At 69.4% G+C, this 13,006-nt stretch carries 10 protein-coding genes; 1 reads left to right on the top strand and 9 read right to left on the bottom strand.

What is annotated here, in order from left to right; genetic code table 11:
• Window positions 1-73 precede the first annotated feature (73 nt).
• The 7 genes from AOK08_RS37690 to AOK08_RS37720 form a co-directional block, all read right to left on the bottom strand.
• Window positions 74-565, bottom strand: coding sequence for an RNA polymerase sigma factor (locus tag AOK08_RS37690; RefSeq protein WP_055534488.1), 492 nt, complete (start codon window positions 563-565; stop codon window positions 74-76).
• 149 nt (window positions 566-714) lie between these two features.
• Complete coding sequence (locus AOK08_RS37695) at window positions 715-1,389, bottom strand: class F sortase (RefSeq protein ID WP_055534489.1); 675 nt, start codon at window positions 1,387-1,389, stop codon at window positions 715-717.
• 2 nt (window positions 1,390-1,391) lie between these two features.
• Window positions 1,392-1,781, bottom strand: coding sequence for a hypothetical protein (locus tag AOK08_RS37700; protein ID WP_055534501.1), 390 nt, complete (start codon window positions 1,779-1,781; stop codon window positions 1,392-1,394).
• 153 nt (window positions 1,782-1,934) lie between these two features.
• The gene (locus AOK08_RS37705; protein WP_079054508.1) at window positions 1,935-2,945 is read right to left on the bottom strand and encodes an alpha/beta fold hydrolase; all 1,011 of its coding nucleotides are present in this window, start codon (window positions 2,943-2,945) and stop codon (window positions 1,935-1,937) included.
• A gap of 129 nt (window positions 2,946-3,074) precedes the next feature.
• Window positions 3,075-3,839 (bottom strand): enoyl-CoA hydratase/isomerase family protein, encoded by a 765-nt coding sequence (locus AOK08_RS37710; protein ID WP_422125808.1) that lies wholly within the window; start codon window positions 3,837-3,839, stop codon window positions 3,075-3,077.
• Between the two features lie 2 nt (window positions 3,840-3,841).
• Entirely contained in the window at window positions 3,842-4,258 is a 417-nt protein-coding gene (locus AOK08_RS37715; protein WP_055534492.1) for a Zn-ribbon domain-containing OB-fold protein, read from the bottom strand.
• Between the two features lie 10 nt (window positions 4,259-4,268).
• Window positions 4,269-5,465 carry a lipid-transfer protein gene (locus AOK08_RS37720; RefSeq protein WP_055534494.1) on the bottom strand — a complete coding sequence of 399 codons (1,197 nt, stop codon included), beginning with the start codon at window positions 5,463-5,465 and terminating at the stop codon, window positions 4,269-4,271.
• A gap of 142 nt (window positions 5,466-5,607) precedes the next feature.
• Here AOK08_RS37720 and AOK08_RS37725 point away from each other — a divergent pair, with 142 nt between their 5' ends.
• Complete coding sequence (locus AOK08_RS37725) at window positions 5,608-7,191, top strand: FadD3 family acyl-CoA ligase (protein WP_055534495.1); 1,584 nt, start codon at window positions 5,608-5,610, stop codon at window positions 7,189-7,191.
• A 120-nt stretch (window positions 7,192-7,311) separates the two neighbouring features.
• On the opposite strand, the gene AOK08_RS37730 is transcribed toward AOK08_RS37725, so the two are convergent.
• The gene (locus AOK08_RS37730; RefSeq protein WP_055534497.1) at window positions 7,312-7,668 is read right to left on the bottom strand and encodes a hypothetical protein; all 357 of its coding nucleotides are present in this window, start codon (window positions 7,666-7,668) and stop codon (window positions 7,312-7,314) included.
• 42 nt (window positions 7,669-7,710) lie between these two features.
• Window positions 7,711-13,006: DNRLRE domain-containing protein (locus tag AOK08_RS37735; RefSeq protein WP_055534499.1), on the bottom strand; the 5,296-nt coding region annotated here is incomplete at its 5' end.

Here is a 13,006-nt window from a genome sequence, read left to right on the forward strand (position 1 = left end):
GTGTATAAGAGACCGGTCGGGGCCGTGGCCGGGGCCGAGGCCGGGCAGGGTGAACTCCGGGTCGTCGTCTTCGTCAAAGCGTGTGGTCAAGGCTTTTCCTCAGGTGGGCGCGGAGGAGTTCACGGGCCGCGTGGAGGTCGGCCTTGATGGTTCCTTCCTTCCGTCCGGTCAGTACGGACACTTCCCGGATGGGCATGTCAGCGTAGTAGTGGAGCAGGATCGGGACGCGCAGTCGTTCCGGGAGGGACTGGACCAGGAGGCGGATGGAGGGGTCCGACGGGTCGGTGTGGGGGTGCAGGGCGGCTTCCGAGGTCACATGGCGCATGGCTCTGCGCTCGCGTTCCATTTTGCGCCAGTGGTCCCGGACGATGTTCGCGGCCGTCACATAGAGGAAGCCGCGCGGTTCGTCGACCGACGTCCAGCGCGCCCAGAGGCGGGTGAACGCCTCCGAGGCGATCTCGTGGGCCGTCTCGTCGTCGTCGACAAGACGGCGGCACCAGCCGGCCAGGCGCGGGTAGAGGGCGGCGAACAGCTCGGACGCTGCCTTGTCGCGGGACCGTTTCAACGCTCTCCATGGTGCTGTTGCCACCGGCGTGGCACTCGTGGGGCTCGTGGGGCTGGAAGGGCTCAAGGGGCTCGTAGGGCTCGTCGGGGAGGACGGCGGGCCGGCGGCGTACGTTCCGGCGGCCCGCCGTCCTCTGTGATCCAGTGCGGTCACCGGGTCGTGGACGACGTCAGCGTGGCGAAGGCGATCACGTTGTCGAGGTAGCCGCTCCCGTCCCGGGGGCCGCCGCACGTGATGAGCCGGAGCTCCGGACGGTCCACGTTCCCGTAGACGTCGTCCGTCGGGAATTCGGCCTTGGCCACCGTCCGCATGGAGGTGACCGTGAACTCCGTCTCCGTGCCGTTCTCCAGCCGCGCCACGATCCTCTCGCCCCGGCGCAGCCGCGCGAGGTCGCGGAAGACGCCGTCCCCGTACGCGCCGACCGTGACATGCCCGAGGATCACCGACGGGCCGGTCTGCCCCGGCGTCGGCGAGTGCTCGTACCAGCCCGCCTGGTCGTGATCGGTGATCGGGGGCACCTGCACCGTGCCGTCGGTCGACAGCCCCAGCCGCATGACCGGGGTGTCGACCCCGAGGGCCGGTATCCGCAGCCGGACGGGGGCCGAACGGCCCACCGGCCGCGCGGACTTGGCGGAGCCGGAAGCGGAGGTGCGCTTGCCCGCGGTCGACGGCGGGGGCGGCTGGGCCGCTCCTCCGGTGGCGTCGGGGCCCGGGGGCCCCGACGTCCGTACGCCCTCGCCGCTGGAGAAGGCCGCGGAGCAGCCCACGAGCAGCGAGGCCGCGGCGGCCGTGGCTCCCGTGCCGAACGCGCGCCTGGAGAGCACGGTCACGCTCCGGTCGCCCGCCGACGGCGTACGACGAACACTGCGGCGCCGGCCACGGCGAACGCTGCGGCGGCGCCCCCGCCGATCAGTGCCCCCGGCGTTCCGGAGCCGGACGACTCCAGCGTCACCCCGGTGTTGGGGGCGCCCTTCGGAACTACGGCGACCGCGGCCGGGGCCTGGTGGGCGTCCTTGGTGGGGGCCACGCCGGGAACCGGGGTGGCCGCCCCGGAGGGGGCGTCGGACGGAGCCTGGGTCGGTGCCACGCTCGGTTCGGCGCTCGGCTGCACGGTGCTGGGGACCGCAGTCGGAGTGCCGTCCGCGAACGCGGGCGCGGTGCCCGCGAGTACGGCGGTGGCCGCGAGTGCCACGGCGCTGAGGACGGTACGACGCACGGTACTGCGCATGGGATCGCTCTCTTTCGTCGGTCCGTCCGGAAGTGACGGATCGTGCGCAGAGACGAGCCGGCGCGGGAACGCGTTGTAAAGAGATGGCAAAGCCGCCGGAGGGGCAACTCCCGGCCGGGGCTGCCCGTTCAGGCTCGCTGCTCAGGCGGGCGCATCCCTCAACTCCGCCTCCTCCGCCTCCTCCGCCTCCTCCGCCTCCTTCAACTCCTCCAACTCCTTCAGGAACGGGATCAGCGCCGCGTTGACCTCGTCCGGGCGTTCTTGTTGCGTCCAGTGGCCGCAGCCCTTCAGCAGCACCGGGTCACGCCGCAGGTTGGGCATCAACGTCGGTAGCTGCGAGATGAGTTGAGGTGTGCCCGGGAACGCCGGCACCAAGTCCCGGTCGCCGTAGACGTACAGCGCGGGCGGGCTGACCACCGCGCCGTGCCAGGCCGCCGTGAGTTCCCAGTTGCGGTCGATGTTGCGGTACCAGTTGAGGGCGCCGGTGAAGTCGCCCGCGAAGCTGTCGGTGAGGTGGTCGAGGTCCGACTCCGTCAGCCAGGACGGGAGTTGCTCCGGGTCGGGCATCGTGTCCAGCCAGCCCTGGCCGGGCTCGACGAGCGGCTGCCTGCCGTCGCCGGAGGCGGGGTTGTCGCCGGAGACGCCGTACAGGGCCTTGCGGAGGGTGGTGCGCGGGTCGCGGGCCAGTTCCGCGTCGGCGACACCGGGCAGGTTGAAGTAGTTCCAGTAGAAACGGCCGCCGAACATCGCGTCCATCACGCCGAGCGGGCGCCGGGTGCCCCGGAACGGCGGCGGCACGCTCAGCCCGGCCACCCCGCGCACGACGTCCGGCCGCAGCAGCGCGGTGTGCCAGGCCACCGGCGCGCCCCAGTCGTGCCCGACGACGTACGCCGTCTCCTCACCGAGCGCGTGGATCAGCCCGACCACGTCGCCGACCAGGTGCAGGATGCTGTACGCGGACACGTCCTCGGGGCGGTCGCTGCCGCCGTATCCGCGCTGGTCGGGGGCGACGACCCGGAAGCCGGCGGCGGCCAGCGGCCCGAACTGGTGGCGCCAGGAGTGCCAGGACTCGGGGAAGCCGTGCAGCAGCACGACGAGCGGGCCCTCGCCGGCCTCCGCGATGTGCAGTTGGATGCCGTTCACGTCCACCATGCGATGCTCGATGCGATTTTCTGTCGCGCGATGGTCAACGCTCTGGAGCTCGGGCTCGGCCAGGGTGTGGTTTTCAGCCATGACGCAAAGGGTATGCCGCACAGGGTATGTCGCAAAGGGTAAGTGTTGCTAACGCAACCGGAATTCCTGAGTTCTGGCCGAGAACAGTTCCGCCTGCCGGTCGCCCGGGAGGTTGCCGAGGCGGACCAGGTGCGGGGCGAACGCGAGGGCGTGCGCGCGGGCCGCCTCCTTCGCCGCCCACACCGCCCGTACCGTGCCTTGCACCCCCTCCGGCGGATACGACGCGATGACGCGCGCGCGGTCGACGGCAGCCGCCAACACCCCACCGGACGCGGTCACTTCACTCACCAGCCCGATCTCGTACGCCCGCGCCGCCGACATCCGCTCCGCCGTCCCCATCAGCGCCATGCGCGCGATCTCCCCGTACGGCATCCGCTGCGCCATGCCCATCGACTCGTACGCGCTGACCATGCCGTACGTGGTGTGCGGGTCGAAGAAGGTCGCGCCCGGGTCGGCGACGACGAACTCCGACTCCGCGAGGAGATAGAAGGCGCCGCCGCACGCCATGCCGTTCACGGCGGCGATCACCGGCTTCCAGAGGTCGTTGGCCTTCGGCCCGATCCTCTCCAGCGGATCGTCGATGGTGTAGGGAGAGTTGGGCTGCGGGACGACAGCGGTCCGGTCCAGGCCGGTGCAGAAGGCGCGCGGCCCGGCTCCCGTGAGGACGACGGCCCGTACGGTGTCGTCGAAACGCAACTCCTGCCAGGTGGCGGCCAGTTCGGTGGCCGTGGCGAGGTCGATGGCGTTCAGCTTCTGCGGCCGGTCGAGGGTGACGACAGCGACCCCGGTGTCCTTGTCGGCCGACACACGCATGCTCACGGTCGCTCCAGGATCCACTGCGGAAGCCCGGCGGCGGAGAAGACGACCTGCACCCGCGCGCCGATGCGAATCCGGTCGGGGGAGAGGGAGTTGAGGGGCGCGTCGGGGCCGGTGACGAGATTGCCGACCAGCCGGATGCGAGGCGCGTCCGCCAGCTCGACGACGATCACGTTGTACGGGGCCAGCTCCGCGTAGTCCGGGAGGAGCGGCGGATGCGGGACGACGTACGACCAGACGCGTCCGCGTCCGCTGACCGGGCGCCACTCGCTCGCGAAGGACTGGCAGTGCGGGCAGCAGGGCCGGGGCGGGAAGCGGGGCTCAGCGCAGTCGGCGCAGGCCTGGACGCGGAGTTCGCCCTGAGCCGCGTACTCCCAGAAGGGGGCGCCGTCCTCATCGATGACCGGTGTCAGCATGTCGTTCGTCTCAACTCCTCAGGAGAAGCGCGGAGGTGGGGACGCCCTCGCCCGCGGTGACCAGGCAGGTCGAGGCGTCCGGGACCTGGGCGGTGCTGGTGCCGCGCAGTTGCCGTACGCCCTCGGTGATGAGGTTGAAGCCGTGGACGTACGCCTCGCTGAGACCACCGCCGCCGGTGTTGATCGGCAGCCGGCCGCCGCTCTCCAGGGCGCCGCCCTCGGTGAAGGCGCCGCCCTCGCCGCGTCCGCAGAAGCCGTAGCCCTCCAGGGAGAGGGGTATGAGGGCGGTGAACGCGTCGTAGAGCTGGGCGACCTGGACGTCGTCCGGGGTGAAGTCGGCGTGTTTCCACAGGTGCCGGGCGGCTGTCCAGGCCGGGCCGGTCAGCGGGTCGTCGTTCCAGTAGTTGACCATGCCGTGGTGCTGGGCGGGCAGGCCCTGGGCGGCGGAGTGGATGTAGACGGGGGTGCGACGGCAGTCCCGCGCCCGCTCGGCGGAGACGACCACACAGGCCAACGCCCCGTCGGTCTCAAGGCAGTTGTCGAAGAGGCAGAGAGGTTCACTGATCCAGCGGGAGGTCATGTACATCTCGCGGGTGAGCGGACGGTCGTACATGATCGCGGCCGGGTTCTGGTTCGCCCGGTTGCGGCAGGCGAGGGCGACGTTGAAGAGGTGGTCGCGGGTCGTGCCGTACTCGTGCATGTGGCGGCGCGTGAGCATGGCGATCTCGTCGGAGGGCCGGAGGAGCCCGAAGGGGCGTGTCCACTGGGCGGGGGTGGGGAGTTGGGTGCTGGTGTTCCGCCAGGGCCTCGGTCCGGACCCCCTCTTCCGGGACCGCCAGGCAACCCCGACCGTGGCCTGCCCGGTGGCTATCGCGGTGGCGAGATGGGCCACGGTGGCGCAGGAACCGCCGCCGCCGTAGCCGACCTTGGAGAAGAAGGTGAGATCACCGAGACCGAGCGCCTTGGCGACCTCGACCTCGTCGGTCTCCTCCATGGTGTAGGAGGCGAGGGCGTCGACCTCGGCGGGCGCGATGCCCGCGTCGTCGAGCGCGGCGAGGATCGCACGGCACGCCAATGTGCGTTCGTTCTCCGGGAGTTGGCGGGCAAAGGACGTCTGCCCGATCCCGGCGATGGCGGTGGCGTCCTTGATGCCGGGAAGACCGGTGGAGTGCTTCCTGCTCCCGGCCGTTACTGGTGCGACTGCCATGACTGCACACACCTCCGCGTGAGTGCCCGGCTGCTGACAGGCCGTCAGGTTACAGCTAATCTGACGGTCCGTCAGCTCTTGTGTACAGGGCCGTTGAGGGCCGTCGCGGGGCGTTGTCGGGTGATGTGAGGAGGCGGGGACTGTGCGCGGTGACGTGGAGTGGGGCAGCATTCCGGGGCTGGTCCGGGCGGCGGTCGAGCGGTACGGCGACACCGAGGCGGTCGTGGACGGACGTACCCGCGTCTCGTACGCCGAGTTGGGCGCGCGGGTGGAGCGCGCGGCGGCGGCCTGCGTGGCGAGTGGGGTGGCGGCCGGTGACCGGGTGGCGATCTGGGCGCCCAACTCCCTTGACTGGATGGTGGCCGCGCTGGGCGCGGTGTCGGCGGGCGCGGTGCTCGTACCGCTGAACACGCGCTTCAAGGGGGCGGAGGCGGCGTACGTAATGGCGCGCAGCGGGGCGAGGCTGCTGTTCGTGACGGGGACGTTCCTGGGCACGTCGTACGTGGCCTCGCTGCGGCGGGCGGCGGGGCACGGTGACGGGCGGGGCCCGCTGGCGGGGCTGCCGGAGCTGTCGGACGTGGTGGTGCTGGGGGAGGACGCGCCGACTGAATTCCGTACGTGGAAAGACTTCCTGGCGGGCGGCGAGGGGATGGACCCGGCGGTCGTCCGCGCACGGGCGGAGGCGGTGGACGGCTCCGCCCCCTCGGACATCGTCTTCACCTCCGGCACGACGGGACGCCCGAAGGGGGCGGTGATCACGCACGCGCAGTCGCTGCGGGCGTACGAGACCTGGTGCGAGTTGGCGGGACTGCGGGCGGGCGACCGCTACCTCGTCGTGAACCCGTTCTTCCACACCTTCGGCTACAAGGCAGGGGTGTTGGCGTGTCTGATGCGGGGCGCGACGCTGATCCCGCAGCCGGTGTTCAACGTCGACACGGTGCTGGCGAACGTGGCGGCGGAGCGGGTGTCGGTCCTCCCCGGCCCCCCGACACTCCTCCAGTCGGTCCTGGACCACCCCTCCCGGTCCGCGTACGACCTGTCGAGCCTGCGGCTGGTGGTGACGGGGGCGGCGGTGGTGCCGTTGCGGCTGGTGGAACGGTTGCGTACGGAGCTGGGGGTGGCGACGGTCCTGACGGCGTACGGCCTGTCAGAGGCGAGCGGCATCGTGACGATGTGCCGCCGTGGAGACGCGGCCCCGGTGATCGCCTCAACATCCGGGCGGGCGATTCCGGGGGTCGAGGTGAGGGTCGAGGCGCCGGTGGGCGAGCCCGGGGAGGTGCTGGTGCGGGGCTTCAATGTCATGCGCGGGTACTTCGAGGACGCGGAGGGCACGGCTGAAGTGCTCACGGGGGGTGGGTGGTTGAGGACGGGCGACGTGGGCGTACTGGACGCCGACGGCAACCTGCGGATCACCGACCGCCTCAAGGACATGTTCATCGTGGGCGGCTTCAACGCGTACCCGGCGGAGATAGAGCAGCAGCTCGGCCTGCATCCGGATGTGGCGGACGTGGCGGTGATCGGCGTCCCGGACGGGCGGCTGGGGGAGGTCGGGAAGGCGTATGTGGTGCGGCGGCCGGGGGTGTCTTTGACGGGGGACGATCTGATTGCTTGGGCGCGGAGGGAGATGGCGAATTACAAGGTGCCGAGGGTGGTGGAGTTTGTGGGTGGGCTGCCTCGGAATGCGAGTGGGAAGGTGGTCAAGGGGGAGTTGCGGGATGAGGGCTGAGGGAGGGACTCCGTTCAGCCCTTTTCCTTGCGCCGCAACCGGAGCATTAAGGCCATGAACGCATCGGAACAGATATTTGTGGGCCTCTTGGTGATCCGGTCCCCGCTGTCGTATCCATCGTCACGATTGATCTGTATCCACGCCAAGGGACTCCAGGAACGGCAGGTACGCCGCCTCGACCCGGCGGGCATTGCGGCGTACGAGTGTGCGGACGTCGTTCGGCCATGTGCCGTTGTAGATATCGGTGAGGAAAGATTGGCCCCTGGCGTCGAAGATGGCGCTCAGCCAGGGGTAGCGCTTGCGTGCGCCGGGTGGGCCGATGACGGCCCAAGCCCAGTGCAGCGCCAGCAGTGCGGTGGCGGGGTCCTGTGTCGGTTCGCCCTTGCGGACAGCTCGAATGATGGCCGCGTGTTCCTTCCTGGTCATGTTCTCCCAGGTGACGCGGGATTTCTCGCTCACCCAACGCGGATCCGACATCAGGACTTCCTTTACCGCTTGTCGATTTTCACTGTGAACCGTTCAGGAGCAGCCGAAGCTGAAGCCGCACATGTATTTGGCAATCGAATACCCCACGACCCTCACCAAATACCGGTGCACGCCGATCATGATCCGCTCGAACGTCTTGGCTCCGGCACCCCCGACGAGGCCGCTGAGCATCGCGGACACGAGCATGGTGACGATGATGCCTGCGACGGTCTTGAAGGTCGCGGACTTCTTCCGGTGGACGGCGTAGATGAGTGCAGCCGCTCCCTGCATGATGAAGCCTACCGCTCCGCAGAAATCGCAGAATTCGAGCAGTCCGGAGGTCAGAAAGCTACCGATGCCGTCAAGGGTGTCGGCGAAGTTCTGCCACGAGTCGAACGTATGGTAGAGCTGGCTGATGTAGTGCTTGATGTGGTCCTTCAGCCAGGTGATGGGATGGCAGACGACCTTCGGGCCGATGCACCACTTTCCGTTGAGGTCGAAGTCATTGACCGGGTCCTGTGCCGCGTACTCATAGGCGTTGGCGCTGCCGCCGGCGACGGGGTCCGCCTGTAGGAAGCGTCCCGTGGTCGGGTCGTAGACACGCACGCCCATCAGGGTCAGGCCCGTCGGGGTCTCCGAGGAGCGTTGATCCGAACCGAGCCAGCCGTAGCGGCTCGTGCCGGTCGTGTTGCCGAACTCGTCGTAGTTGTGGGCGGTCGCCGTGGTGCTGCTGATGTCGAGTTGGACGGCATTGTCACCGTGCAGGTTGGACAGCTGGAGAGTGGTTCCGCCGGTCGCCGTGGTGGTGGCGGCCAGGTCCCCGTTCAGATCCAGGACGTTGCGGGACACGGCGCCGCCGAACTCGCTGGTCCAGGTCGGGTCGTCGCTGTCGTCTCCGTAGTGGTTGATCCCGCTCGACGTGGTGGACCAGGTGCCGCCGCTCAGTGTCTGTGTGGTCCAGGAGGCCAGGCGGTGCGCGGCGTCGAGAGACCAGGTCTGCTGGGTGGTGCCGGTGGTTTCCTGGCGCAGCAGGTCGTTGTTGTAGTACGCCAGCGTGGCACCGCTCGGCATGGCCGTGGTGCGGCCGAACGCGTCGTAGGTGTAGCCGGAGTCGCTGATCCGGTCCGCGCTGTCGTAGGTGTGAGTGGTGGTCGTGGTGGTGGTCGTGGAGCTCGTGGTGTCGGCGCAGTCGGCGGTGCTGGTGGCTGTCGCGAGTGAGGTCCGGTTGAAGCCGGTGTTGCCGTCGAAGCCGTAGCTGCGCGTCGTGCAGGCGCTGCCGGTGTCGTCCTGCGCCTGGGTGAGACGTCCGGCCGCGTCGTAGCTGTACGTGCTGGTGGTCATCGAGCCGTTGTTCTCGGCGTGACCGATCTGCTCGCCGGTGACCGCGTAGTCGGCGCTGTCGTCCAGCACGGTGGTACCGGACGAGTTCGCGTAGAGGCGGTCGGTTCGCTCGCCGGCCGGGTCGAACCTCTGCGTGAGGGTGTAGCCCCCAGGCAGCTTCTCGCCCGTGAGGTTGCCGTCGGCGTCATAGCCGGTGGCGGTGAAGGTGCCCGCCACGGAGTCGGTCGCCGTCTTCGACAGCCCGGTGGTCGAGTCGTATGTGTACGTGGTCGTGGACGGCGCCGAGTCGGTCACCGTGAGAGGTCGGTCCTGGCTGTCGAACACGGTGGTGGAGGTGTTGCCAGTGCCGTCGTCGTACGAGGTCTGGCGGCCGAGTTCGTCATAGGTGGCCGTGGTGGTGTCGCCGTTCGACGTCACCGAGGCCACGGCACCGGTGCCGCTGTCGTAGGTGTACGTGGTGCTCGGGGTGCCGCTGCCGCTGCCGCCGGTGATGTCGACCTTGGTGATGCGCTCGGCGTCGTCGTGGGTCGTCGTGGTGGTGCGGGTGGCGCCGTTGGCGGTCTCGGTCAGGGTGGCGACGCTGCCGTAGCGGTCGTAGGTGTACGCCTTGGTGACAAGCTGGCTCGGGTTGGAGCCACCACCGGTGATGTCCCCTGCCGGGGCAGAGGTACACAGCAGGTCCGCCCACTCCGGTCGGCCCTTGCAGGTGCCGCTGCCGCTGCCCGACCAGTAGGTGTTGACAGTCGTCCCGGTGGCGGAGCCGCTGGAGGTCGACTTGGCCTGGCTGGCGAGGTTGCCGTCGCTGTCGTAGGTGTAGGTGGTGGTGATGGCCCGGCCCGACGGGTCGACGACGCTGGTCAACTGGAGACCTGTCGTCCAGTCGTACGTGCTGGCCGTCTTCTGCTGGTCGGCGTCGGACGGGTAGCCGTCGACCACGGCGGCTGTCGTGGTGGAGGTCAGCATGTCGGAGACGTGCGCGGTGCTCGGCCGGTCCTCGTCGTAGCTGTCCCCCGTTTTCTGGCGGGCCAGCACCTCGGCGCCCGCGGCCAGATCGGCGGCGCTGGTGCCGCCGGACAGTGCGTGCTTGAGCGTGACCGTGTGCAGAGGGCCGGATACGTCCGACAGCAGCGTGGCACCGTCGGTACCGGTGGTGTAGTGGGTGACTGTCGCCAGCAGGTCGGCCGCGTCGGCGGTGCTGTTGGCGTTCGCGATCGCGCCGGCGAGCAGCGGGTCGCTGCTGGTGGCGGTACCGAGTGCCAACTCGCGGTTGGCAGCGGTCAGTTCACGGGTGACGTTGCCCTTGTCGTCGTACTCGGTGGTGGTGATGTGACCGCCCGGGTTGGCGGTGTTCACCTCACGTCCGCTGGTGTCGAGGTAGACGATGGTGGCCTTGTCGTAGTCGCCCGAGCCGAGGCTCGCTCCGTTGTGGGACGACGGGACCGAGTCGGCGGGGAAGACCGCCGTGCCGTGCGTCGGGTTGTCGGTCTGGCCCCATGTCGCCGTGGTGGAGGCGCCCAGTGCGTTGGGAGCCGAGGAGCCAGTGACCGGGACGTCGTAGACGACACTGGTGGTCGCCTTGCCGCCGTCGGTGGTGGACGTGGTGCCCGCCTTCAGGGTCGGCCGGGAGGCTGACACCAGCATGCCGTCGCCCGCGTCGCCGTTGGAGCCGACCGTGTCGTAGGCGAAGGTCCACGGCAGTTGACCGGGGTCGGTCTCGGTGACGACCCGGCCCGCGCTGTCGTAGGTGTACGAGGTTTTCAGCGCCGGGCTGATCCGCGGGTCCCACGCGTCGGCGAGTTGGCCGCCGGCGTTGTAGTCGTACGACTCGACGGTTGTGGACGTGGCGGCGGAACCGCCTGCCTCGGTGGCCCAGAGCTTGAGCTGCTTGACCTGTCCCGTGTAGTCACCGGCCGCTGACGAGGTCGCCGTGGTGGAGGACGCGTAGACGAACTCCAGCACCCGGCAGCCCTTCGTGGACGGGTCGGAGGCGCAGGCCGAGGCCGGCACCGCACTGCTCGGGGCTATGACGTACTTCGGCTCGGCCAGGACCGCGCCGTCGGATCGCGTCACGGCCTGCGACACCACGGTCGTGGTGTTCGCGGGGTCGTCGCTGACCGCGTACGACGTGGCGAGCTGCCAGGTCGGGGCCATGCCGGAGACCTTGCTGAAGGTCGCCTTCGTGCCGTCGGAGTCCGTCAGGGTGAATGAGCTGCCCGACACCGTCCCGGCCAGGGTGTACTCCTCCGAGCCGGTCTGCGATGCCCAACTGCCGTTGCTGGACAGCGAGAAGCCGGTCGATTTCCCCGAGGCGTCGATCAGGGAGACCGACGTGCTGGACGTCTCCTTGATGTACGACCAGTCGGAGGTCGCGGCTGTGATGCCCGAGATCCAGTTGGGGCCGTAGATCGCGACCTGGCCGACCTGGTGCGCGGCGGCCTGCGGGGCACGGGACGAGAACGACCGGCTCGCGATCGCGCCGAAGTCGGACGCGTCGGTGGCGGACAGACCGTAGTCACCGGTGAGGAGGTTGACGGCGCCCGGGCCGACGTTGACCGGCGGCGCGTTGTCGGCCTTGCCGCCGAGGGTGACCGTGGCCGAGTCGGTGCCGTAGGTGTTGGTGCCGTCCGTGAACAGTGCCCGCACCTGCACGGGACCGTCGTCGGCGAGCTGGCTGGTCGCCGCCCAGGTGAGGTCGCCGGGGTTCGCGGAGGAGGAGAAGGAGACCGGCCAGGAAGAGATCGCCGAGCCGTCGCTCTTGGTCACATAGGTCACCGGGATCGGCTGCCAGCCGACGCTGTCGCCGATCCGGTACTGGTACGTCATGCCGGTGAACGCCCCGGACTGGGTGGCCGACAGGGTCACGTCGTCGTCCGTGGTGTCACCGGTGACCGGGGATGTCAGGCCCGCCTTGCCGACGCCGAAGGCGTAGGAGGTAGTGGCGGTGGAGATGTTGCCGCCGGAGTCGATCGTCCGCGCGTAGAGGGTGTGCCAGCCGTTGCCCGGGTTGACGGTGATGGTCTGCGACTCGCCGCCGTTGCCGTCAGTGGTGTCCAGGGCACGGCCTGGAAGGGACTTGTCGTCCAGCCCCCACTGGTAGCCGGCGCCGTCGGTGGAGGACGTGCTCAGCGTGCAGGTCGCGCCGTTGGCCGCCTTGTCCGTCCAACTGCCGGAGGAGTAGGGCGAGCAGGAGATCGTGGGCGGGTTCGGCTTGGCGACGTTCGGTACGAAGTTCACGTACGACGACCAGGCGCCGTAGTCGGTGCCGTCGTAGCCACGTACCCGCATCCGCAGATGTGCCCCCGCGAGCTGGTTCGCGGACGGGATGGCCAGGGTGGCAGTGCCGCCGGAGGAAACGGAGGCGGAGGTCGCGGTGTAGGAGTACGGGGTCTCGCCGGTGTAGGCCGGGTCGTTGGTGATCTCGAACTGGGCCTTGACCGTGGAGCCGTCCGGGTCGGAGACCTTCGCCGACAGGGTCGGGGTGTACGTGGTCACGTACCGCTTGCCGCTGTAGGCGTTGACGGCGGAGGGTGACACGCCTGCCGAAGTCGGCGTGGAGGGGTACGAGTTGTAGGTGACCGTCAGCTTCGGGGCGAAGCCGGGGGTGGTGTAGTTGGCGGAGCGGAAGCGGCGCCAGGTCTTGGAGTCGGTCTCGTTGGTGCCGTAGACCATGAGGCCGTAGTTGGGGGTGCCGTCGGCCCAGGCCTGCACGATGTTGTCGATGTCCCAGGTGGACCAGCCGCCCGGGCAGGCTGAGGAGTTGCCGCGCGGCACCTGGTTGTTCACGGCGCCGGTGCCGGTGGACGAGGGCCGGGTGTTCCAGGTCACCGAGGTCGAGGACCAGTCGGAGGTGATCCGGCGGACGGTGGTGCCCGAACCGTCGGTGGCGCAGGTCGAGGAGTAGTAGTTGTAGAGGGCGAGGTTGGTGTCGGTGATGTGCTTGCCCGCGAACTTCGACACGTCGAACTTCAGGAACGACCGGGCCAGGTCCGTGCCGCCGTCGTAGGTGCCC

The organism is Streptomyces graminilatus (assembly GCF_001418565.1).
GTDB classification, from domain to species: Bacteria; Actinomycetota; Actinomycetes; order Streptomycetales; family Streptomycetaceae; genus Streptomyces; species Streptomyces graminilatus.

Coding starts and splice junctions, on each gene's coding strand:
- AOK08_RS37705 (WP_079054508.1), bottom strand. CDS start 2,945: ATGGTGGACGTGAACGGCATCCAACTGCACATCGCGGAGGCCGGCGAG.
- AOK08_RS37710 (WP_422125808.1), bottom strand. CDS start 3,839: ATGCGTGTGTCGGCCGACAAGGACACCGGGGTCGCTGTCGTCACCCTC.
- AOK08_RS37715 (WP_055534492.1), bottom strand. CDS start 4,258: ATGCTGACACCGGTCATCGATGAGGACGGCGCCCCCTTCTGGGAGTAC.
- AOK08_RS37720 (WP_055534494.1), bottom strand. CDS start 5,465: ATGGCAGTCGCACCAGTAACGGCCGGGAGCAGGAAGCACTCCACCGGT.
- AOK08_RS37730 (WP_055534497.1), bottom strand. CDS start 7,668: ATGTCGGATCCGCGTTGGGTGAGCGAGAAATCCCGCGTCACCTGGGAG.